The organism is Streptomyces sp. NPDC002958, from assembly GCF_055563255.1.
On the sequence record NZ_JBVHDS010000002.1, the window covers coordinates 233,062 to 255,026 of the forward strand.

A 21,965-nucleotide genomic window follows, 5' to 3' on the forward strand; every position below is an offset into this window, starting at 1 on the left:
CCGCGCATTGGCCGACCGGGTGCACACCGCCGACTCCGTCACCGGCCAGGGCCGGGTCTTCGCCCGAGGGAGCGTCATCCACGAGATCCCCGCCCCGCCGCAGCGATACGCCACCGCACATCACCGAGACCGGCCCTGGAGGTCATCCCTCTCCTCCGATTCACCGACCGACTGCTCCGACCAGATCACCTTGCCGGTCTCGGTGTAGCGGGTGCCCCAGCGTTCGGCGAACTGGGCGACAAGAAACAGGCCACGGCCGCCCTCGTCCATCGTCGCCGCGTAGCGCAGATGGGGTGAGGTGCTACTGCTGTCGGACACCTCGCAGATCAGGTTGCGGTCGTACAGCAGGCGGACCTCGATGGGCGCCGAGCCGTAGCGCACCGCGTTGGTGACCAGCTCGCTCAGGATCAGCTCGGTGGTGAACGCTTCCTCGTCCAGGCCGCGCTCGGTGAGCCACCGGGTGACGTTCTTGCGGACTCCGGCGACGGCCGCCGGATCGGTGGCCACGGCCCATTGCGCGACCTGGTCGGGATCGAGCCTGCGGGTACGGGCCACGAGGAGGGCCACGTCGTCGGTCGGCTGATCGGTCAGCATCGCGTCGAGCACGTCGTCGCAGGTCTCCTCCGGTGTCCGGTCGCGACCGGCGAGGACGGCGCGCAGCACTTCCATGCCGGTGTCGATGTCCCTGCCGCGGTGCTCGACGAGACCGTCCGTGTAGACGACCAGACGGCTCCCCTCGGGTACGTGGAACTCGGCCGCCTCGAAGGGCATGCCCCCGATACCGAGGGGCAGTCCGACCGGAACGTCGGGGCACTCGACGCTGCCGTCCGGGAGCACCAGCACGGGTCCGGGGTGGCCGGCCCGGGCCACCGAGCAGTTCCCGGAGACCGCGTCGTAGATCGCATACAGGCAGGTGGCTCCGGCGATCTCGGCGCCGCCACCGTCGGCCGCTTCTTCCTGGTCGATCCGGTTGACCAGTTCGTCGAGATGTCCCAGGAGTTCGTCGGGCGCGAAGTCCAGCGCGGAGAAGTTGTGGATGCTGGTGCGCAGCCGTCCCATGGTGGCGGCGGCGTGCAGACCATGCCCGACCACGTCACCGACGACCAGCGCGACCCGGGCGCCGGACAGCGGGATCACGTCGTACCAGTCGCCGCCCACCTCCGCCCGCGCCGGCAGATAGCGGTGGGCGACATTGAGGGCGTTCTGCCCGGGCAGGTCGCGGGGCAGCAGGCTGCGTTGCAGCGACACGGCCATTTCGTGCTCATGCGTGTACCGGCGGGCGTTGTCCACGCTGACGGCCGCCCTGGCCACCAGCTCCTCGGCGAAGGACTGGTCGTCGTCGTCGAACGGTTCCGGATTTCCCGCACGCCAGAAGTTGACCAGGCCCAGAACGACGCCACGTGCGTGCAGGGGTACGGACAGCACCGAGTGGAATCCGTAGTCCAGGATGTCCGCGGCCCGCTCGGGATCCCAGTAGCGCCATCCCAGCTGTGTGATCACCTCGGTCCCCAGTCCGACCTCCTCACTGTTCACGCGCATGGCCCCGGTCCTGTCGGGGACGAATCCGACCAGTCGGCCGATCGCGAGCAGGGGCTGGTCCGGGTCCGTGGTGGCGATGGCGGTACGGCGCATGTCCAGCGGGGCACCTGGCGGCGTGACGGGTTCCTCCCCGGGGGGCGCGGGAGCGGCTAGGTCGACGGTCGTGACGTCGGCGAATCCGGGGGTCGCCACATCCGCCAGCTCCTGGGCCGTCCGGGTCACGTCGAGGGTGGTACCGATCCGGGCAGTGGCCTCGTAGAGGAGCAGCAGACGTTCGTGGACGAGTTCCGCCCGGCCCGTGACCTTTCGGAGCTCGGTGGTGTCCCGCAGGGTCGCCACGGTGCCGGGAGGCCCACCGTGCGCATCGGTCGGACGGAGGTTGACGACCAGCAGGGAACTGCTGGCGCGCACCACCTCGTCCGTGACGGTCCGGCCGGAGGCGAGCAGACCGGCGATGGCGGGGTCCAGCCCGAGGCCCGTCACCGCTCGACCCTCCGCGTCCGGGGACAGGGCGAGGAGCCTGCGGGCCTCGTCGTTGGCCAGGATCAGCCGGTGGTCGGCATCCATGATGAGGACGCCCTCGCGGACCGCGTGCAGCACCGCGTCGTGGTGCTCGTACATGCGGGTCATCTCGGCCGGTCCGAGCCCATGGGTCTGGCGGCGCAGCCGTCTGCTCAGCAGGGCGGCGCCGCCCGCAGTGAGCGCGAGGGCGGCCACCGCTGCTCCCGCGCTCAACGGGAGGGAGCGGTCCGCCAGGCTGTTCACGGACTCGACGGTGACTCCCGCTGCCACCAGGCCGGCGATCGAGCCGTCGGGCCGGGGGACGGGCACCACCGAGCTGACCACGGGCGCCTGGGCGCTGGTGATGGTTGTGGTGAAGCTTTCGCCGGTCAGCGCCTTCTTGTACGTCGAGCCTGGGACGCGCTTGCCGATCAGCGAGGGGTCCGGATGGGTGTAGCGGATGCCCTCAGTGCTGGCCACGATGATGTAGTCGACATCGGCCTCTCTGCGGATCTGCTCCGCGCGTGGCTGCAATATCGCGGGGGGGTTCTCGCTGTCCAGCGCCTGCACGATCCCCGGCGAGTGGGCGAACGTCTCGGCCACGCTCAGTGTGCGGGCTTCGGCCGCCTGCATGGTGTCGCGACGGCCCTGCGCCACCAGGGCGATCGTGGCGCCGGAGATGAGCAGGAACACGAGCGCGAGCACGAAGCAGAAGACCTGGCCGGCCACGGTGCGCACACTGAACAGGGACCACAGTTCGCGGGTCGTGGCGCGGTGGGTCATGTCCCGGTCGGGCGGCGCGGGGGTGGCTTGGCCCGAGCGCCCCCCATCGTGCCGATGTGGTCGCCGGACGGAGCGTCGCAGCCTCGCCCGGAACCGGCCGATACCAGACATAACTTTAGGTCTAGCATGAATCGCACCTGCCCGAGAGGTAGCCGGTCAGCGGGCTCAGAACCCGCCGCCGTCGAATCCGCCGCCGCCCCCGAAGTCGCCGCCGCCGAAACCTCCGCTGTCGAAGTCGGAGCCGGAGAAGTCCCCGCCGCTCCAGTCTCCGCCGGAGCCGAAGTCGCCGCCGCCATACTCCGCCGCGTACGCCGGGGACGACAGCATCGAGCCGAGCATCGTGCCGACCAACAGGCCGGGGAGCAGGCCGCCGCCGAAATAGCCGCCCGCCCAGGGGCCGTACGCAGGGCCCGCCTCCCAGTACGGGCGGCGGCGGCCGTCCCCCGTGTCGACGGTGCGGCTCAGCGGCTCCTCGCCCTCGCGCAGCCGGATCTCGTCCGCCCCGCAGACCGGGACCTCACGGGCCGTGCCGCCGGACGGGGACCAGTGGACGTCGGCGACCGAAGGACCGTGGCGCGGGTCGAAGAAGCACGGCGGGCGGCGGGCCGGCACTTCACTGCCCGTGCGGCGGGCGTCCAGGACGGCCAGGGAGAACCGGCCGTCCTCCAGGGCCTGGGTGACTCCGCGCACGTCGGACGGATGCTGGGCCCGGGACATGCGGAATTTCGCGCTCTCATAGGAGTCCAGTGCCCGCTCGTAGTCGGCGCGCATGGTGTCGTCGGCGCCCGGCTCCGCGGGGCGGAAGTCGAGACGGTCCAGGGTTTCGCCGTACGCGGTGATGTCCTCGTCCACAACGACCCGGAGCTTGTCGAGTGCGGCCCGTTCCTCGGCCTTCTTGCGGTTCCGGTTGCGCCGGAAGATCGTGTAGGCCGTGCCGCCGCCCAGCACCAGGATCGCGCCGGCCGTGATGAGTCCGACCAGGGACGGTGGTCCGTCGCCCGCAAAGGAGGCGCCCCAGGAAGCGGGGGCGCTGCCCCGGGCCTGTTCGACGGCCCGGTCGACGAAGGCGTTCAGCTGGGTCGCGGCGTCGGTGTCCGCGCCGGGTGCCTTCACAGCGGCAGTGAGGTTCTCGACCGCTCGGGTGGACATCACCTGCGGGTCTGCGCCCGCGTCGAACCCGTTGCCGAGGCGGACCGCGTAAACGCCCGTGATGCCGGTGTCGGTGCGCAGGGTCGCCAGCAGGGTCTGCTCGGGGAACGCCGAGGTCCGTGGCAGCACCGCCACGAAGACGGGCTTGTCGGCGTCCTTGATCTTCTTCGTCAGGGCGGTCGCCTGGCTTGCGGAGAGCTGGTCGGCGGCGGCCGGGTCGACGTACACAGGGCCCTTGCGCAGCGCCTGCGCGACCTCGTCGATGGCCGAGGCGCCGACCGCCGCGGGCGCAGCTGGAACCATGGCGAGCACGGCCACCGACAGAATCAGCAGCAGGCCGGCCAACAAGGTAGGGAACAGCCTGTTCCGCATACTTAAAAGTTAACCCAGGTGGGCCGCTTTCGCGCCGCCACCCACCTGGGTCAGCTCTTTCGGTGGGACTCCGCGGCCCGGTACGCCGCCTTCGCGGTCGCGGACGAGCCGCGTTACTCCGTCGGCTCGATCCCGGCCCGCAGCAGCCCGTAGGTGTACGCGTCCTCCAGTGCCTGCCAGGACGCCGCGATGACGTTCTCCGCGACACCGACCGTCGCCCATTCGCCGGTGCCGTCGGCCGTGGTGATGAGGACTCGGGTGGTGGACTCGGTGCCGGTGCGGCCTTCGAGGATGCGGACCTTGTAATCGACCAGTTCCAGCTTGGCGAGCTGCGGGTAGATCCGCTCCAGCGCGACGCGGAGCGCCCGGTCGAGTGCGTTGACCGGGCCGTTGCCCTCGGCGGTGGCGACGATGCGCTCGCCCTTGGCCCAGAGCTTCACGGTCGCCTCGTTGGCATGCGTGCCGTCGGGGCGGTCCTCGACGATGGCGCGCCAGGACTCGGTACGGAAGTAGCGGCGTACCCGGCCCTCGGCCTCGGCGCGCAGCAGCAGCTCGAAGGAGGCGTCGGCGGCCTCGTACGTGTAGCCCTTGAGCTCGCGCTCCTTGACCCGCTCGACGACCCGGCCGACGAGCTCGCGGTCACCGCCGAGGTCGATGCCGAGCTCCTTGCCCTTGAGCTCGATGGAGGCACGACCCGCCATGTCGGAGACGAGCATCCGCATGGTGTTGCCGACCAGTGCGGGGTCGATGTGCTGGTACAGGTCCGGGTCGACCTTGATCGCGGAGGCGTGCAGTCCGGCCTTGTGGGCGAAGGCGGAAACACCCACATAGGGCTGGTGAGTGGAGGGCGTCAGATTGACGACCTCGGCGATGGCGTGCGAGACACGGGTCATGTCGGCGAGTGCGCCCTCGGGGAGGACGGTCTTGCCGTACTTGAGTTCCAGGGCGGCGACGACGGGGAAGAGGTTGGCGTTGCCGACCCGCTCGCCGTAGCCGTTGGCGGTGCACTGGACGTGGGTGGCGCCCGCGTCGACGGCGGCGAGGGTGTTGGCGACGGCGCAGCCGGTGTCGTCCTGGGCGTGGATACCGAGCCGGGCGCCGGTGTCGGCGAGAACGGTGGAGACGACGGCCTGGACCTGGGCGGGGAGCATCCCGCCGTTGGTGTCGCAGAGGATGACGACATCGGCGCCGGCCTCGGAGGCGGCGCGGACGACGGCCTTGGCGTACTCGGGGTTGGCGCGGTAGCCGTCGAAGAAGTGCTCGCAGTCCACGAAGACCCGGCGGCCCTGCTCACGGAGGAAGGAGACGGTGTCGCGGACCATCTCCAGGTTCTCTTCGAGGGTGGTGCGCAGGGCGAATTCCACATGGCGGTCATGGGACTTGGCGACCAGCGTGATCACCGGCGCGCCGGACGACAGCAGTGCCTTGACCTGGGGGTCCTCGGCGGCCTTGCCACCGGCCCTGCGGGTCGCGCCGAAGGCGACCAGCTCGGCGTTCTTGAACTCGATCTCCTGCTGGGCGCGGGCGAAGAACTCGGTGTCGCGGGGGTTGGCGCCGGGCCAGCCGCCCTCGATGAAGCCCACGCCGAAGTCGTCCAGGTGCCGGGCAATGGTCAGCTTGTCCGCGACCGTCAGGTTGATGCCTTCGCGCTGGGCCCCGTCGCGCAGCGTGGTGTCGAAGACATGGAAACTGTCGTCGGTGGCCTTGGCCTTGGTGGTCATGCTGGTCTGACTCCTGTCGGATGAGTGGATCCGGACGATCTGGCTCCACTTGCCCCCATCATCCCGCGCGCCTCGCCCCTGCCGAGGTGATGGCCGGAAAACGAAAAAACCCCTCGCGGGTGCGAGAGGTCTGCGCGCGGGTCTGGGGCACGGTGGCCGTGCCGCACAGGGTGGTACGGGACGGTCACTGCGGACCGGCGCGCCTGTTGCCAATAATCATGACGAACGAGGGCACGGGGGCAGTCTTGCACAGGGCTGCCTCCGTGCCGTGTCCCGTCTCAGGATGCGGGCGTGACGCTGGTCGCTCCGGACCGCTCCGGACGCTCCTGCTCCGACTCCTTGGCACCGACCCGTCCCAGGTCGATGTCGCGGGTCTCACGCATGGTCAGGTAGACGACCAGGGAGACCGCGGCGCAGCCCGCGACGTACCAGTAGAAGCCGGACTCGATGCCCGCCTTCTTGAACCAGAGCGCCACGTATTCGGCGGTGCCGCCGAAGAGCGCGTTGGCGATGGCGTACGGGAGGGCGACGCCCAGGGCGCGGATGCCGGTCGGGAAGAGCTCGGCCTTCACGCAGGCGTTGATCGAGGTGTACCCGGTGACGACGACCAGGGCGAGGAGCGCCAGGCCGAAGGCGGGCCAGAAGGTGCCCGCGTGCTTGAGCATCGTCATGATCGGCACGGTCAGGAAGGTGGAGCCGACGGCGAAGGTGATCAGCAGCGGGCGGCGGCCGATCCGGTCGGAGAGCATTCCGGCCAACGGCTGGATGCACATGAAGACGAACAGGGCACAGAAGCTGACGAGCGAGGCGGTGGACTTCTCCATCCCGGCGCTCTTGGAGAGGAACTTGGTGAGATAGGTCGTGTACGTGTAGTACGCGACGGTCCCGCCCATGGTCAGCGCCATCACCAGGAACGCCTCCCGCTTGTGCCGCCACAGCGCCTTCAGCGTGCCGCGGTCCTCCTGCTCGGCCACGCCGGACTCCGCGTACACCTCGGTCTCCAGCATCGCGCGGCGCAGATAGAAGACGATCGCGGCGCCGAGCGCCCCGACGATGAACGGGATGCGCCAGCCCCAGCTGTGGAGGGCCGCGTCGGACATGGTGCGCTGGAGGATGATCTGGAGGCCGAGGCCGACGAGCTGTCCCGCGGTCATGGACACGTACTGGAAGCTGGAGGCGAAGCCGCGCCTTCGGGGTGCGGACGCCTCGGTCAGGTAGGTGGCGCTGGCAGCGTACTCGCCCCCGACGGAAAGGCCCTGGAGCAGCCGGGCCACCAGCAGGACGGCGACACCGCCGTATCCCGCGACGTCGTACGTCGGCGCGACGGCGATGAGGATTGCGGAGGCCGACATGAGGGTGACGGTGAGGGTGAGCGCGGCCTTGCGTCCTCTGCGGTCCCCGATCCGGCCGAGCATCCAGCCACCGACCGGCCTCATGAAGAAGCCGACGGCGAAGATGCCCATCGTATTCATCAGGTTCGCGGTCTCATTGCCTTCGGGGAAGAACGAATCCGCGAAGTAGACGGCGAAGGTCGCGTACACGAACCAGTCGAACCACTCGACCATGTTGCCGGCGGAGCCGACCCAGATTTTCTTCCACTGCTCTCGTCCCATGGTCCGTCACCGTGCCCGAACAGCCAGGACCGGAACAAGGCCGCAACGGGCAACGATCACGCGTACTTACGTGCGTTTCGTTCACGGCACGCCGGGCCGCTCCGGGACGTTGAGCGAATCGTCGATGAACTCCCGGACCCTGGCGAGGACTTGCTCCCGCCCGGTACCCGGGATGCCAACGGCGACATGGACGCTGAACCCGTCGAGCAGGGCGCGCAGCCGGGTCGCGAACCGTTCGGCGTCGACGGCACGGAACTCGCCGCGCGAGGCGCCCTCCGCCAGCAGCGCCACCAGGTCGCGGTGCCAGGCGCCCTCGATCGCGGCCTGCCGGGAGCGTGCGTCGTCGTCGGCGTTCCGCGAGCGGTTCCAGACCTCCAGCCAGAGCGTCCAGTGCGGATCGCGGTGGCCGTCGGGGAGGTACAGATCGATGTAAGCGTCGAGCCGTTCGCGGGCCGTCGCCCGCCCGGACAGCAGGGTGCCCCGCTGTGCGCCGAGCCGGCCCTCGCTCCACTCCAGGGTCTGGAGCAGCAGCTCGTCCTTGGTGCGGAAGTAGTAGAGGAGGTGTCCGCTGCTCATGCCGACCTCACGGCCGAGCCCGGCCATGGTGAGGCCGTCGAGGCCCCGTTCGGCGATGGTGGCCATGGCGGCGGCCAGCACGTCCTCGCGGGGCGGGGCGGTGTTGCGGCGGCGTGGAGCGGGGGGCACGGTTCAGACCTTCGGCTGCTGCTGCGTGATGCAGTGGATGCCTCCACCGCCGGCAAAGATCGTACGGGCGTCGACGAGTGTCACCGTACGGTCGGGGAACAGCTCGCCGAAAATCGCCGCCGCTTCCTTGTCGCGCGGGTCGTCGAAGGCGCAGAGGATCACGCCGTCGTTGCAGAGGTAGTGGTTGATGTAGGAGTAGTCGACCCACTCCCCGTCGGCCTTCAGCACGGTGGGCGCCGGGACCTCCACCACGTTCAGGGACCGGCCCCTGGCGTCGGTCGCGGCGCGCAGGACGCGGACGGTCTCGCGGGTGATCTCGTGGTCGGGGTGGGCCGGGTCCGGCTGGACATGGGCGACGACGGTGCCGGGGCGGGCGAAGGCGGCGACGATGTCGACATGGCCGAGGGTGCCGTACCTGCCGTAGTCACCGGCCAGTCCGCGCGGCAGCCAGATGGCCTTCTCGGTGCCGAGCCGGGCGTGGATCTCGGCCTCGACCTGCTCACGGGTCCAGTCGGGGTTGCGTTCCGCACCGAGCTGGACGGTCTCGGTGAGCAGGACGGTGCCCTCGCCGTCCACATGGATGGCGCCGCCCTCGTTGACGAGCGTGGAGCTGTGTACGGGGACGGCGGCGATCTCGGCGACGCTGCGGGCGATGTGCTGGTCGTGCTCCCAGCGGGCCCAGCTCTGGGCGCCCCAGCCGTTGAACGTCCAGTCGACGGCGGCAAGTTGACGCCCGTCACTGACGAAGGTGGGGCCGATGTCGCGCATCCAGGCGTCGTCGAGCGGGCGGACGGCCAGCTCGATGTCCGGGCCGAGGAGTGCGCGGGCGCTGTCCTCCTGGCCGGGGCCTACGACCATCGTGACGGGTTCGAAGCGGCGGACGGCGCGGGCGACGGTGGCCCAGGCACTGCGGGCTTCGTTCAGTTCGGCGTCCGATTCGAAGGTGGGGTTGGGGCCCGGCCAGGCCATCCAGGTGCGTTCGTGCGGGGCCCACTCGGGCGGCATACGGAAGGTCATGGAGAGTCCTTGAGAAAGATTCAGAGGAATCAGAGGAGTCAGAGGAAATAGAGGCGGTTGAGGGAGACGGAGTCGGCGGGCTCGGAGCGCAGCGGGTCGCCGTCGAGGGTGACCAGACCGTTGCGGGCGTCCACGGCGACTTCTCCGGTACGGGAGTTGTGGACGAGGTCGCAGGGGCCGATGCCGCGGGTACCGCGCACTCCGACGCGGCGCCGGCGTGTGGGCATCAGGTCCGCCCCGAGCTGGGTCGCGGCCTGCGAGACGAAGGCCACGGACAGATCGGCGGCGGTGGCTCCGTACGCTCCGAACTGCGGTCCGAGGACCAGGGGTTCGCAGGTGTCGGTGGCCGCGTTCGGGTCTCCCGTGACTCCGTACGCCGGAAAGCCGGACTTCAGCACGAGCTGCGGCTTCGCGCCGAAGAACTCGGGCCGCCACAGCACGATGTCGGCGAGCTTCCCGGTCTCGATGGAGCCGATCTCGTGCGCAAGGCCATGGGCGATGGCGGGGTTGATGGTCAGCTTGGCGATGTAGCGCAGCACCCGGGCGTTGTCGTCCGCGGGACCGTCGCCGTCCATCGGACCGAGTTCGGCCTTCATCTTCCCGGCCATCGCGAAGGTGCGGCGTACCGTCTCACCGGCCCGTCCCATGCCTTGCGCGTCGGAGGAGGTGATGCCGATGGCACCCAGGTCGTGCAGGACGTCCTCGGCACCCATCGTCCCGGCACGGATGCGGTCGCGGGCCATGGCCGCGTCGCCCGGCAGGTCCGTCTTGAGGTCGTGTACGGAGACGATCATCCCGTAGTGCTCGGCGACGGCGTCCCGGCCGAAGGGCAGCGTCGGGTTGGTGGACGAGCCGATGACATTCGGGACGCCCGCCATCTTGAGGACGTTGGGGACGTGTCCGCCGCCGCAGCCCTCGATGTGGAAGGCGTGGATCGTACGGCCCTCGAGGACACGCAGGGTGTCCTCGACCGACAGGCACTCGTTCAGCCCGTCGCTGTGCAGGGCGACCTGGACGTCGTGCTCCTCGGCGACCCGCAGTGCGGTGTCCAGGGCGCGGGTGTGGGCGCCCATGTCCTCGTGGACCTTGAAGCCGCAGGCCCCGCCCTCCGCGAGCGCCTCGACCAGCGGAGCGTGGTGGGAGGACGAACCGCGGCCCAGGAAGCCGATGTTGACCGGCCAGGCGTCGAACGCGTTGAAGGCATGACGCAGGGCCCACGGTGAGTTGACGCCGACACCCCAGACCGGGCCGAACTCCTGGCCGATGATCGTGGTGACGCCGGAAGCGAGCGACGCCTCCATGATCCGCGGCGAGAGCAGATGGACGTGGGTGTCGACAGCGCCCGCCGTCGCGATCATCCCCTCGCCGGAGACGATGGTGGTCCCCGTGCCGACGACGACGTCGACGCCGTCGAGGGTGTCCGGGTTACCGGCCCGCCCGATCGCCGCGATCCGGCCCTCGCGGATACCGATCGACACCTTGCGGATGCCTTGCACGGCGTCGATGACCAGCACATTGCTGATGACGACATCGCAGGTGTCCCGGACGGCGGCGGCCTTGAGATGCAGCCCGTCGCGGGCGGTCTTGCCGAATCCGGCGAGGAACTCCTCGCCGTACCGCTGTGCGTCGGACTCGACACGGACGGTCAGACCGGAGTCACCGAGCCTGACCCGGTCCCCGGCGCGCGGGCCGTGCACGGAGGCGTACTCGTACGGATCGATGCTCATCGCTCTGCTCCCAGATATCCACAGGCCGCCGCGCGCCGCAGGGCCTCCTCACGTGCGCCGGGCGCATCGAGCGGTCCGTCGACCAGTCCGGCGAACCCGATGGCGATCCGGTCACCGCCGATGGGCACCAGCCCCACCTCGACCGACTCCCCCGGCCCGAAGCGGACGGAGGACCCGGCGGGGACGCGGAGCCGCATCCCGTACGCCGCAGCCCGGTCGAAGTCGAGCCGCGGGTTGGCCTCGAAGAAGTGGAAGTGCGACGTCACGGAGACCGGCACGGTCGCGGTGTTACGGACGGCCAGCCGCGCCACGGGCTCCGGCTCGGGCAGGGCCGGGCCGGGGACGACAGCCCCGGGCGCGTCGTCGCCGAGCCCGCCGCCCAGCGGCCGGGAGACCACGGCGAGCCGAGAACCGTCGTCGAAGACGGCCTCCACATGGACCTCGGTGACGACATCGGCGACCCCCGGCAGCACATCGTCGGGTCCGAGCACGGACCGCGCGGCCTCGATGGCCTCGGCGAGCCTGCGCCCGTCGCGGGCGGCCTCGCAGACCGTGTCCGCGATCAGGGCGGTCGCCTCGGGGACATTGAGCTTCAGCCCCCGGGCACGGCGGGCCCGGGCCAGTTCGGCGGCGCCGAAGAGCAGCAGCCGGTCACGTTCCGTCGGGGTCAGTCGCACGCCTACACACCTCCTGTTTAGAGCAGCACTCTAACCGTGGAACAGGAGAAAGTGGAAGATCTGTCCGTCATCTTTGACTGGTGCTCCAATGATGCGGCCGGGGCGGGCGACCGGCTCGGGCATACGACGAAGGCCGCGCCCGGCAGGAACCGGGTGCGGCCTTCGCGCAACGACGGACGGGGCGGACTAGCCGAGCGGGTGCATCCAGCCGTGGGTGTCCTCGGCGACACCGCGCTGGATGTCCAGCAGGCGCTCGCGCAGCTTCATCGTGACCTCGCCGGGCGTGCCCTCGCCCTGGGTCCACTCGCCGCCCGCGGACTTGACGGTGCCGACGGGGGTGATGACGGCGGCGGTGCCGCAGGCGAAGACCTCGGTGAGGGTGCCGTTCGCGGTGTCGGCCCGCCACTGGTCGATGGAGACGCGGCCCTCCTCGGACTCGTAACCGAGGTCGCGGGCGACCTTGAGCAGCGAGTCACGGGTGACACCGGCGAGCAGGGAGCCGGTCAGGGCGGGGGTGATGATCTTGTTCCCGTACACGAAGTACAGGTTCATGCCGCCGAGCTCCTCGACCCACTTGTGCTCGACCGCGTCGAGGTAGGCGACCTGGTCGCAGCCCTTCGCCGCCGCCTCGGCCTGGGCGAGGAGGGACGCGGCGTAGTTGCCGCCGGTCTTGGCGTCGCCCATGCCGCCCGGGACGGCGCGGACGCGGTCCTCGGAGAGCCAGATCGAGACCGGCTTGACGCCACCGGGGAAGTACGCGCCGGCGGGCGAGGCGATGACGACGAAGAGGTACTCGTTGGCGGGCTTCACACCGAGGCCGACCTCGGTCGCGATCATGAACGGCCGCAGGTAGAGCGACTCCTCGCCGCCGTGCGTCGGGACCCATGCCTCGTCCTGCTGGACGAGCACGTCACATGCCTTGATGAACGTCTCGACGGGCAGTTCCGGCATGCCCAGCCGGTGCGCCGAGGTCTGGAAACGCTTGGCGTTCGCCTCGGGACGGAACGTGGCCACGCTGCCGTCGGGCTGGCGGTAGGCCTTGAGGCCCTCGAAGATCTCCTGCGCGTAGTGCAGGACAGTGGTCGCGGGGTCCAGGGAGAGAGGGCCGTAGGGGACGAGCTGACCGTCGTGCCAGCCGCGGCCCTCGGTCCACCGGATCGTCACCATGTGATCGGTGAAGTAGCGGCCGAATCCGGGCTTGACCAGGATCGCCTCGCGCTCCGCGTCGGACAGCGGGTTCGAGGAGGGCTTGAGCTCGATCGTGGGCGTCGTCATGAGTGCGTGTCCTTCACCGGTTGTGTGTGTTGGACCGCGCTCACGTCACTCCTGTCAGACAGGTGCCAGGACGCAGACAGGTGCCAGGACGTCCGAGCTTCACCGCGAGCCACGGCCCCGTTCGATTATCGCTCCCGGGTGGCCGTGCACGAAATGACGCGAATGCGATCCAGTGGTCGATGGTGACACCTGGGACCGCACAGGAGAAGCCGCCGGGTGCGCTTGCGACCCGGCGGCTTCGAAAATGGAGTCGTCGGGTCAGCTCGCTACGCGTACCGCGAGCGCGTCGCCGATCTCGTCGGTCGTACGGCTCGTCGCCCCTTCGCGCTCCGCGAGGTCGGCGGAGACGGCGTCCTCGATGCGCACGGCCTGGGCCTCGTAGCCGAGGTGACGCAGCAGAAGCGCGCCGGAGAGAATCGCGGCCGTCGGGTCGGCCTTGCCCTGGCCCGCGATGTCGGGGGCAGAGCCGTGGACCGGCTCGAACATCGACGGGTACGCGCCCGTCGGATTGATGTTGCCGGAGGCGGCCAGGCCGATGCCGCCGGTCACGGCCGCGGCGAGGTCGGTGAGGATGTCACCGAAGAGGTTGTCGGTGACGATGACGTCGAAGCGCTCCGGCTGGGTGACGAAGAAGATCGTCGCTGCGTCGACGTGCAGATAGTCGGTGGTGACCTCGGGGTACTCGGTCGCAACCTTGTCGAAGATGCTCTTCCACATGTGACCCGCGTACACCAGGACGTTGTTCTTGTGAACCAGCGTCAGCTTCTTGCGTGGCCGCGCGTTCGCCCGCTCGAAGGCGTCACGGACGACACGCTCGACGCCGTACGCGGTGTTGACGCTGACCTCGGTGGCGACCTCGTGCTCCGTACCGGTGCGCAGCGAACCGCCGTTGCCGGTGTACGGGCCCTCGGTGCCCTCGCGGACGACGACGAAGTCGATGTCCGGGCAGCCGGCCAGCGGGGTCGCTGTGTTCGGGAACAGCTTCGACGGCCGCAGGTTGACGAAGTGATCGAAGACGAACCGGAGCTTCAGCAGAAGCCCGCGCTCCAGGACGCCGGACGGCACGGAGGGGTCACCGATCGCGCCGAGCAGGATGGCGTCGTGGCCCTTGAGGGCTTCGAGTTCCGCGTCCGGGAGGGTTTCACCCGTGCGGTGCCAGCGCCGGGCACCGAGGTCGTACTCCTTGGTCTCCAGCTTCACATCCTGCGGGAGAACAGCGTTGAGGACCTTCAGGCCCTGAGCCACGACCTCCTGGCCGATACCGTCACCGGGGATCACTGCGAGATTGATGCTGCGAGACATGTCCGCACCCTACTGCGCGTCCCATTTCATGACACGTGACGTCCACCATACGGACGCGCCGGGAGCTGTACGTGTATCGCTCACCTACCCGACGGGGCGGTGTCAGGCAGCAGGTGGATGTTCTCGTCCGACGCGTGGGTACCGCTCTTCGAGAAGCACCCAATAGACCGGATGAAGGTCACCGCACTCGCCGAATCGGGCGAGCGCATCGACCACTTCGAGATCAGCCGCGGCTGAGCCTCTCCTCGGCGACACCCGCCGGGCCGGTCGCCATGAGCGGTGCGGGCGACCTGCCCCGGGCGACCGTTCTCAGTGCCCCGTGGAGCCGCCGTTGTCCCTGCGGTCGAGGGCCCGCTGCAGGGCGGCGGCGGCATTCTGACGCTCCGACTCGGTCGGGCGGTGGGTGTGACGGACGCGGCGGACAGTCGTCTCGGCCATGGTGGATCGACTCCTTGAGATCGCGAGGATTTCGAGATCGAAATTCGTGAACGTGAATTCGAGATCGGGATTTCGAGATCGGGATTTCGAGATCGAGATTTCGAGGCGCCGGAAGGGGCGGGGAGCGGGCGCTACAGGGGTTGCCTGCACGGGGCGCGCACTCACGACCGCCAGTCGCTGGATCTAGCGAGACGTTCGGCTCCTACAAAGCTAGGGCAGCTCGGCCGGTCTGTCTCCACAATTACTCGGACTTCCTACTATCTGAGACGGGGGTTTACGGCCGCTCGCCTGCACTGAGGGACGGCCCTCCTGTGCTCAGGGACGGCACCGGAATGGAAACCGCCTCCCGTCCGGCAGGGGAACCGGGCGGGAGGCGGGATTCATGGCGGGGCGCCGGGGGTGCGGCACCCCGGGGTCAGCCCTGGTGGGGGTCAGCCCTGGTGGGGGTAGGTGTAGTCGGTCGGCGGAACCAGCGTCTCCTTGATGGCCCGGGTCAGCGTCCAGCGCTGCAGGTTCTGCGGGGCGCCGGCCTTGTCGTTCGTGCCCGAGGCACGGCCGCCGCCGAAGGGCTGCTGGCCGACCACGGCACCGGTCGACTTGTCGTTGATGTAGAAGTTGCCCGCGGCGTACCGCAGCTTCTCCATCGTGTGCGCGGCCGCGGCGCGGTCGCCCGCGATGACGGAACCGGTCAGCGCGTAGTCGGAGACCGACTCCATCTGCTCCAGCATCTCGTCGTACTTGTCGTCCTCGTAGACGTGCACGGCAAGGATCGGGCCGAAGTACTCGGTCGTGAAGACCTCGTTCTCCGGGTCGCTGCACTCGATGACGGTCGGCCGGACGAAGTAGCCCACCGAGTCGTCGTACGTGCCGCCCGCGATGATCGTGCAGGACGGGTCGGACTCGGCGCGGTCGATCGCGGCCTTGTTCTTGGTGAACGAGCGCTCGTCGATGACGGCACCGATGAAGTTCGACAGGTCGGTGACGTCGCCCATGGTGATGGAGTCGACCTCGGCCGCGAACTTCTCCTTGAAACCGGAGTTCCAGATGGAGGCCGGGACGTACGCACGGGAGGAAGCCGAGCACTTCTGGCCCTGGAACTCGAAGGAGCCACGGGTCAGCGCGGTCTTCAGGACGGCGTGGTCGGCCGACGGGTGGGCAACGACGAAGTCCTTGCCGCCGGTCTCGCCGACGAGCCGCGGGTAGGTGCGGTAGTTGGCGATGTTGTTGCCGACCGTCTTCCACAGGTGCTGGAAGGTGGCGGTCGAACCGGTGAAGTGGATACCAGCCAGGTCGCGGTGGTTCAGGGCCACCTCGGAGACGGCGATGCCGTCACCGGTCACCAGGTTGATGACGCCCTTGGGCAGACCCGCCTCTTCCAGGAGCTGCATCAGCAGCACGGCGGCGTGGGTCTGCGTCGGGGACGGCTTCCACACCACGACGTTGCCCATGAGGGCGGGGGCGGTGGGCAGGTTGCCCGCGATGGCCGTGAAGTTGAACGGCGTGATCGCGTAGACGAAGCCCTCCAGCGGGCGGTGGTCCATGCGGTTCCACACGCCCGGCGAGTTGGCCGGGGGCTGCTCGGCCAGGATCTGGCGTGCGTAGTGCACGTTGAAGCGCCAGAAGTCGACGAGCTCACAGGGGGTGTCGATCTCGGCCTGCTGGGCGGTCTTCGACTGGCCGAGCATCGTGGACGCGGCCAGCGTCTCGCGCCAGGGGCCGGACAGCAGCTCGGCGGCGCGCAGGATGATCGCGGCGCGGTCGTCGAAGGACATCGCGCGCCAGGCCGGGGCGGCGGCCAGCGCGGCGTCGATCGCGTCCTGGGCGTCCTGCTGCGTGGCGCCGGCGAACGTACCGATGACGGCCTTGTGGTTGTGCGGCTGCACGACGTCGAAACGCTCGCCGCCGCCCATCCGCTTCTCCCCACCGATGGTCATCGGCAGGTCGATCGGGTTCTGGCTGAGCTCCTTGAGCTTCGCCTCCAGGCGGGCGCGCTCCGGGGAACCCGGGGCGTAGGAGTGGACCGGCTCGTTGACCGGCGCGGGGACCTGAGTAACAGCGTCCATGAGTGCCTTGTCTCCTTGTGTCAGGGGGTGGGGGTCAGCCGGGCAGGTCAGCCCTTGGTGAGGATGGAGCGGCCGAAGAACAGCAGGTTCGCCGGCTTCTCCGCGAGACGGCGCATGAAGTAGCCGTACCAGTCGGTGCCGTACGCGGTGTAGACACGCATCCGGTGGCCCTCGGCCGCGAGCCGGATGTGCTCCTCGCTGCGGATGCCGTACAGCATCTGGAACTCGTACTCGTCCAGCTTGCGCCCGGCCTTCCGGGCCAGCTCCTGGGCGATGGCGATCAGACGCGGATCGTGCGAACCGATCATCGGGTAGCCCTCGCCCTCCATCAGGGTCTTCAGGATGCGGACGTACGCCTTGTCGATCTCGGCCTTGTCCTGGTACGCGACGGAGGCGGGCTCCTTGTAGGCGCCCTTCACGAGGCGGACGCGGCTGCCGGCGGCGGCCAGGCGGCGGGCGTCGTCCTCGGTGCGGAACAGGTACGACTGGATCACACAGCCGGTCTGCGGGAAGTCCTTCCGCAGCTCCTCGTGGATCGCGAACATCGAGTCGAGGGTGGTGTGGTCCTCGGCGTCCAGCGTAACCGTGGTGCCGATCGCGGCGGCGGCCTCGACGACCGGGCGGACGTTGGCGAGCGCCAGCTCGTGGCCACCGTCCAGCGCTTGGCCGAACATGGAGAGCTTGATGGACATCTCGGCCTTGACGCCCAGGCCCAGGTCCTTGAGGCGGTCGACCAGTTCGAGGTAGGCGTCGCGGGCGGCGGCGGCCTGCTCGGGGGTGGTGATGTCCTCGCCCACCACGTCCAGGGTGACTTCGAGGCCCTTGTCGGCGGCGTCCTCGATGATCGGGACGACCTGGTCGACGGTCTCACCGGCGATGAACCGGTCGACGACCTGCTTGGTGCCAGGCGCGGCCGAGATGAAACGGCGCATCTTGTCGCTGCGGGACGCGGCGAGAATCACGGGACCCAGCACGGGGCACCTCCACGGAAAGTACGAACGAAGGCCATACCGGCACATGGGGCACAGAGCGGTACAGCACGGAGAACCACCGTGAAATCTAAGGATCCCTCCGATCGTGTGCCATCGACAGCTGTCACGCATCCGTTCCCCGGATCTCAGACAGATGTCTGAAGGGGTGCGAGAATGGCCGGGTGAAGGGCGATTACCAGGAGCTGGTCGACGAGATCTCGGGGCTGCTCGGCGCCCCCGCGACGCTGGAGAACCGGGATTTCGGCCTGGTCGCCTTCGGCGCCCACGACAGCGACGACGACATGGCGATGGACCCGGTCCGCACCCGCTCGATCCTGACCAGGCGCTCCACTCCCGCGGTCCGTGCCTGGTTCGAGGGCTTCGGCATCGCCCGCGCCACCGGCCCGGTCCGCATTCCGGCCGCCCCGGAGGCCGGGGTGTTCCGGGGCCGAATCTGTCTGCCGGTACGCCATCGGGGCGTGGTGCTCGGTTACGTATGGCTGCTCGACGCCGACGTCGGGCCGACCGACGAGCAGCTGGCGGCGTCGATGGAGGTGGCGGCCCGGATCGGGGCGCTGCTCTCCGACGAGGCGCGGGCCGGCACGGATCTGTCCCGGGAGTTCGGTGTGGTCCTCACCGCCGGGCGGGGCTGGCAGCGCGACACGGCAGTGGCCGCTCTGCACGAGGCACTGGGCCGGGACGCGGAGGGGCTGCACACGGTGGTGTGCGTGACCCCGTGGCCGGACGATCCGCCATCGGTCCGTATGGTGTCGTCGGCCGCGGCCCTGTCCTCGGTCCCGGCTCCGAGGGCCGCCGGGGCCTTGGGGCCCCCCTCGCTGGCCGCGCTGGTCCGGCTGCGCTCCACCCATGTCCTCGACCCGGCGCTCACCGCCGCGGACCGGTTGCGTTCCTCCGCGGGCCGGGGCGCCACCGCCGGGGTCGCGGTGCCCCGCCGCGGTCTGGCGGACCTGGCCGCGGCCTGGCACGAGGCGTCGGCAGCGGCCCACGCGGCGGCGGCCGAGTCCCGCTTCGGGCCGGTCGCCGAATGGTCGGCGATCGGCCCGTACCGGCTGCTGACCGCGCTCCCCGCGGAAGCGACCGCCGACCCCGCGGTCCGTACCCTGCTCACCCCGCTGCACAAGGATCTGGCCCGCACCGCCGAGGTGTTCCTCGACTGCGCGGGCCAGGCGTCCCGGACGGCCGCCGCACTCGGCATCCACCGCCAGACGCTCTACTACCGGCTCTCGCGGGTCCATCAGCTCACCGGCCTCGATCCGAACGACGGTGAGGACCGGCTGCTGCTGCACATGGCACTCAAGGGCGCACGGCTCCGAGCCCGCCCGGGGTTCGGCGCCTCGTAAGCAATCCGGGGCTTCGTGAGCGATTTCGGGTCCTGGCCGGGTGGAGGTGGCCCTGGATGTCTTCGCGATGTCCTTCGCCGCCCCTGCCACCCGGGCCCCGGGACGGGTCCAGGGCGGCGCCTCAGAGCCTGTCGGGTGACCTCCGACCGGGCGGCCACGCCCTGGCGTTGCGCACATCGCGCGGGCCGCCGGAACGGCGTCCGCGACATCCTGCGCGCCGTACGCGGCACGTGCCACGCGGCACGCAGCACGCGCGAGCCCCGGCTCGCACAGGGACAGGGCAGGGGCTCCGTGTCGATCGGCCCCGGCTACCGCACCCGCCCCTCAAGCACCGCCTTCAGGCCGTCCGTCAGATCCTGTGCGGACGGGGCCGATTCGGTGTCCATCAGCCACTGCACCATCACACCCGCGAGCAGCGCCTGGCAGAACAGCCCGGCCACCCGCGCCTTCTCCGGGTCCGCCTCCGGGTCGATTCCGAGCATGTTCTGGGCAAGTCCGTCACGGCCCTCGCGCTGCGGGCCCATCAGGGCCCTCCGCAGCTCCGGGTCCTTGTCGATCCGGGAGACGACCTCCATCTGGAGCTGCCAGACGGACCGGGTCTGCTCATAGCTGTCGATCACCCGCTCCCAGGTGTCGCGGAACTGGTCGAGCGGCAACCGGGGCCCACCGTCGCTGTCCGCGGCCTCGTCCGGCTGTTCGGTCAGCACATCGCCCCACTCCTCCGTCACCTTGAGGAAGGCGAGGTTGAGCAGGGCCTCCTTGGAGCCGTAGTGGTAGCCGATGGAGGCGAGGTTCGTACCGGAGGCGGCCACGATGTCGCGTGCCGTCGTCCGGGCGTACCCCTTCTCCAGCAGGCAGCGCTTCGCGCCTTCGAGCAGATCCTCACGGTGTCCCATAAAAGCAGCGTACCCGGCATGCAGACGTTCGTGTAAGACGTACGTCTAGATGTCGGGTGCGCTGGGAAGGCCTGGGGCCGTCAGTCGTTCAGGTTCACCGTACGGGCCGACACGGCACCGATCTCCGTGGAGATCTCGGCGAGCACCGACGCCGGGACGTCGTCGTCGACGGTGAGCACGACCAGCGCCTCGCCGCCCGCGTCCGTACGCGAGACCTGCATGCCCGCGATGTTCAGACCGGCCTCGCCGAGGATCCGGCCCACCGTGCCGACGACCCCGGGACGGTCCTCGTAACGCAGCACCAGCATGTGGTCAGCCAGCGCCAGGTCCACGTCGTACTCGCCGACGGCGACGATCTTCTGGAGGTGCTTGGGTCCGGCCAGCGTGCCGGAGACCGCGACCTCCTCGCCGCCCGAGAGCGTGCCGCGGACGGTGACCATGTTGCGGTGGTCCGGCGACTCGGAGCTGGTGGTGAGGCGGACCTCGACACCGCGCTCCTGCGCGAAGAGCGGGGCGTTCACATACGACACGGTCTCGTCGACCACGTCCTCGAAGACGCCCTTGAGCGCGGAGAGTTCGAGCACCTTGACGTCGTGCTGGGTGATCTCGCCGTACACCTCGACATCGAGGCGGACCGCGACCTCGCCCGCGAGCGCGGTGAAGATCCGGCCGAGCTTCTCGGCGAGCGGGAGGCCGGGGCGTACGTCCTCGGCGATCACGCCGCCCTGGACGTTGACCGCGTCCGGTACGAGCTCACCCGCGAGGGCGAGGCGCACGGACCTGGCGACCGCGATGCCCGCCTTCTCCTGGGCCTCGTCGGTGGAGGCACCGAGGTGCGGGGTGCAGACGACCTGGTCGAACTCGAACAGCGGCGAGTCCGTGCAGGGCTCCTTCGCGTACACGTCCAGACCGGCGCCGGCGACCCGGCCCTCCTTGAGGGCGGAGGCGAGCGCCACCTCGTCGATGATGCCACCGCGCGCGGCGTTGACGATGCGGACCGAGGGCTTCACCTTGTGCAGCGCCTCCTCGCCGATCAGGCCGAGCGTCTCGGGGGTCTTGGGCAGGTGCACGGTGATGAAGTCGGCGACCTCGAGCAGCTCGTCCAGCGCAAGGAGCTTGACGCCCATCTGGGCGGCACGCGCGGGCTGCACATAGGGGTCGTACGCGACGATCTTCATGCCGAAGGCTGACATGCGCTGCGCGACCAGGACGCCGATGCGGCCCAGGCCTACGACGCCGAGGATCTTCTCGCTCAGCTCGACGCCTGTGTACTTGGACCGCTTCCACTCGCCGTTCTTGAGGGCGGTGTTGGCCTGCGGGATGTTGCGCGCGGTGGCGACCAGCAGACCGCAGGCCAGCTCGGCGGCGGTGACGATGTTGGAGGTCGGTGCGTTGACGACCATCACGCCGGCCTTGGTGGCGGCGGAGACATCGACATTGTCCAGACCCACGCCCGCGCGGGCGACCACCTTCAGCTTCTTCGCGGCGGCGATGGCCTCGGCGTCGACCTTGGTGGCGGAGCGCACCAGGATGGCGTCGACATCGGCGATCGCGGGAAGGAGCTCGGCGCGGTCCGCGCCGTTGCAGTGCCGGATGTCGAAATCCGGTCCCAGGGCGTCAACCGTGGCAGGCGACAGCTCTTCAGCGATGAGTACGACAGGTTTCGAGCTCACGTGAGTCCTCACAAGTCCAGTGCGGACGGCCGTCCCGACGGCCGCAGGCGGTGGAGGGGCTTGCCGCGTGGAAGACGCACGACATTGTGGGCCTGACGCGTGTATGTACGGAGAAGTGTAGTCATGCGCCCGGCACGCATACTGCGCCCCGATGGAAGGATCACCCACACGGAGTGGACGAC

Annotated in this window: 17 protein-coding genes; 2 read left to right on the forward strand and 15 right to left on the reverse strand. The window is 69.7% G+C overall.

What is annotated here, in order from left to right; translation table 11 throughout:
* Nucleotides 1–120 precede the first annotated feature (120 nt).
* The 10 genes from ACZ3IC_RS04515 to ACZ3IC_RS04560 all read right to left on the reverse strand — a co-directional run bounded on the left by ACZ3IC_RS04515 (nucleotide 121) and on the right by ACZ3IC_RS04560 (nucleotide 14,381).
* Nucleotides 121–2,823 carry a SpoIIE family protein phosphatase gene (locus ACZ3IC_RS04515; RefSeq protein WP_467412532.1) on the reverse strand — a complete coding sequence of 901 codons (2,703 nt, stop codon included), beginning with the start codon at nucleotides 2,821–2,823 and terminating at the stop codon, nucleotides 121–123.
* A gap of 165 nt (nucleotides 2,824–2,988) precedes the next feature.
* Nucleotides 2,989–4,344 carry a hypothetical protein gene (locus ACZ3IC_RS04520; protein ID WP_467412534.1) on the reverse strand — a complete coding sequence of 452 codons (1,356 nt, stop codon included), beginning with the start codon at nucleotides 4,342–4,344 and terminating at the stop codon, nucleotides 2,989–2,991.
* 113 nt (nucleotides 4,345–4,457) lie between these two features.
* Complete coding sequence (gene cimA, locus ACZ3IC_RS04525) at nucleotides 4,458–6,065, reverse strand: citramalate synthase (RefSeq protein WP_467412536.1); 1,608 nt, start codon at nucleotides 6,063–6,065, stop codon at nucleotides 4,458–4,460.
* Nucleotides 6,066–6,343: 278 nt separating this feature from the next.
* Nucleotides 6,344–7,678, reverse strand: a complete 1,335-nt coding sequence (locus ACZ3IC_RS04530; RefSeq protein ID WP_467412537.1) for an MFS transporter — start codon at nucleotides 7,676–7,678, stop codon at nucleotides 6,344–6,346.
* An 81-nt stretch (nucleotides 7,679–7,759) separates the two neighbouring features.
* Nucleotides 7,760–8,383 (reverse strand): TetR/AcrR family transcriptional regulator, encoded by a 624-nt coding sequence (locus tag ACZ3IC_RS04535; protein WP_467412540.1) that lies wholly within the window; start codon nucleotides 8,381–8,383, stop codon nucleotides 7,760–7,762.
* 3 nt (nucleotides 8,384–8,386) lie between these two features.
* Nucleotides 8,387–9,400, reverse strand: a complete 1,014-nt coding sequence (locus ACZ3IC_RS04540; RefSeq protein WP_467412542.1) for an agmatine deiminase family protein — start codon at nucleotides 9,398–9,400, stop codon at nucleotides 8,387–8,389.
* A 38-nt stretch (nucleotides 9,401–9,438) separates the two neighbouring features.
* Nucleotides 9,439–11,127, reverse strand: coding sequence for an urease subunit alpha (locus ACZ3IC_RS04545; protein WP_467412544.1), 1,689 nt, complete (start codon nucleotides 11,125–11,127; stop codon nucleotides 9,439–9,441).
* Entirely contained in the window at nucleotides 11,124–11,804 is a 681-nt protein-coding gene (ureA, locus tag ACZ3IC_RS04550; protein WP_467412545.1) for an urease subunit gamma, read from the reverse strand. The genes ACZ3IC_RS04545 and ureA overlap by 4 nt, the downstream gene beginning before the upstream one ends.
* A 186-nt stretch (nucleotides 11,805–11,990) precedes the next feature.
* Nucleotides 11,991–13,079: a branched-chain amino acid aminotransferase gene (locus tag ACZ3IC_RS04555; RefSeq protein ID WP_467412547.1), complete on the reverse strand. Its 1,089-nt coding sequence runs from the start codon at nucleotides 13,077–13,079 to the stop codon at nucleotides 11,991–11,993.
* Nucleotides 13,080–13,337: 258 nt separating this feature from the next.
* Nucleotides 13,338–14,381: a 3-isopropylmalate dehydrogenase gene (locus tag ACZ3IC_RS04560; RefSeq protein ID WP_467412549.1), complete on the reverse strand. Its 1,044-nt coding sequence runs from the start codon at nucleotides 14,379–14,381 to the stop codon at nucleotides 13,338–13,340.
* A 99-nt stretch (nucleotides 14,382–14,480) separates the two neighbouring features.
* Here ACZ3IC_RS04560 and ACZ3IC_RS04565 point away from each other — a divergent pair, with 99 nt between their 5' ends.
* The gene (locus tag ACZ3IC_RS04565; RefSeq protein ID WP_467412551.1) at nucleotides 14,481–14,618 is read left to right on the forward strand and encodes a hypothetical protein; all 138 of its coding nucleotides are present in this window, start codon (nucleotides 14,481–14,483) and stop codon (nucleotides 14,616–14,618) included.
* Nucleotides 14,619–14,690: 72 nt separating this feature from the next.
* Here the strand turns inward: ACZ3IC_RS04565 and ACZ3IC_RS04570 are convergent, their stop codons facing one another.
* From ACZ3IC_RS04570 to ACZ3IC_RS04580, 3 genes are all read right to left on the reverse strand, one after another.
* Nucleotides 14,691–14,819: a hypothetical protein gene (locus tag ACZ3IC_RS04570; protein ID WP_093772350.1), complete on the reverse strand. Its 129-nt coding sequence runs from the start codon at nucleotides 14,817–14,819 to the stop codon at nucleotides 14,691–14,693.
* Between the two features lie 431 nt (nucleotides 14,820–15,250).
* Nucleotides 15,251–16,882: an L-glutamate gamma-semialdehyde dehydrogenase gene (gene pruA / locus ACZ3IC_RS04575; RefSeq protein ID WP_467412553.1), complete on the reverse strand. Its 1,632-nt coding sequence runs from the start codon at nucleotides 16,880–16,882 to the stop codon at nucleotides 15,251–15,253.
* Nucleotides 16,883–16,929: 47 nt separating this feature from the next.
* Nucleotides 16,930–17,856, reverse strand: a complete 927-nt coding sequence (locus tag ACZ3IC_RS04580; RefSeq protein ID WP_467412555.1) for a proline dehydrogenase family protein — start codon at nucleotides 17,854–17,856, stop codon at nucleotides 16,930–16,932.
* 179 nt (nucleotides 17,857–18,035) lie between these two features.
* On the opposite strand from ACZ3IC_RS04580, the gene ACZ3IC_RS04585 reads away from it, so the two are divergent.
* A complete protein-coding gene (locus ACZ3IC_RS04585; RefSeq protein WP_467412557.1) occupies nucleotides 18,036–19,214 on the forward strand; it encodes a PucR family transcriptional regulator in 1,179 nt (392 codons plus the stop codon).
* A 308-nt stretch (nucleotides 19,215–19,522) separates the two neighbouring features.
* Here ACZ3IC_RS04585 and ACZ3IC_RS04590 read toward each other — a convergent pair whose 3' ends face one another.
* Both ACZ3IC_RS04590 and serA read right to left on the reverse strand, forming a co-directional pair.
* Complete coding sequence (locus ACZ3IC_RS04590) at nucleotides 19,523–20,110, reverse strand: TetR/AcrR family transcriptional regulator (RefSeq protein ID WP_467412558.1); 588 nt, start codon at nucleotides 20,108–20,110, stop codon at nucleotides 19,523–19,525.
* An 80-nt stretch (nucleotides 20,111–20,190) separates the two neighbouring features.
* The gene (gene serA, locus ACZ3IC_RS04595) at nucleotides 20,191–21,783 is read right to left on the reverse strand and encodes a phosphoglycerate dehydrogenase (RefSeq protein WP_467412560.1); all 1,593 of its coding nucleotides are present in this window, start codon (nucleotides 21,781–21,783) and stop codon (nucleotides 20,191–20,193) included.
* Nucleotides 21,784–21,965: the final 182 nt, after the last annotated feature.

Excerpts from the sequence above, each read along its gene's own strand:
- ACZ3IC_RS04570 (WP_093772350.1), bottom strand. The coding sequence starts at position 14,819 with ATGGCCGAGACGACTGTCCGCCGCGTCCGTCACACCCACCGCCCGACC.
- ACZ3IC_RS04520 (WP_467412534.1), bottom strand. The coding sequence starts at position 4,344 with ATGCGGAACAGGCTGTTCCCTACCTTGTTGGCCGGCCTGCTGCTGATT.
- cimA (WP_467412536.1), bottom strand. The coding sequence starts at position 6,065 with ATGACCACCAAGGCCAAGGCCACCGACGACAGTTTCCATGTCTTCGAC.
- pruA (WP_467412553.1), bottom strand. The coding sequence starts at position 16,882 with ATGGACGCTGTTACTCAGGTCCCCGCGCCGGTCAACGAGCCGGTCCAC.
- ACZ3IC_RS04530 (WP_467412537.1), bottom strand. The coding sequence starts at position 7,678 with ATGGGACGAGAGCAGTGGAAGAAAATCTGGGTCGGCTCCGCCGGCAAC.
- ACZ3IC_RS04545 (WP_467412544.1), bottom strand. The coding sequence starts at position 11,127 with ATGAGCATCGATCCGTACGAGTACGCCTCCGTGCACGGCCCGCGCGCC.
- ACZ3IC_RS04560 (WP_467412549.1), bottom strand. The coding sequence starts at position 14,381 with ATGTCTCGCAGCATCAATCTCGCAGTGATCCCCGGTGACGGTATCGGC.
- ACZ3IC_RS04515 (WP_467412532.1), bottom strand. The coding sequence starts at position 2,823 with ATGACCCACCGCGCCACGACCCGCGAACTGTGGTCCCTGTTCAGTGTG.
- ACZ3IC_RS04555 (WP_467412547.1), bottom strand. The coding sequence starts at position 13,079 with ATGACGACGCCCACGATCGAGCTCAAGCCCTCCTCGAACCCGCTGTCC.
- ACZ3IC_RS04540 (WP_467412542.1), bottom strand. The coding sequence starts at position 9,400 with ATGACCTTCCGTATGCCGCCCGAGTGGGCCCCGCACGAACGCACCTGG.
- ACZ3IC_RS04590 (WP_467412558.1), bottom strand. The coding sequence starts at position 20,110 with ATGGGACACCGTGAGGATCTGCTCGAAGGCGCGAAGCGCTGCCTGCTG.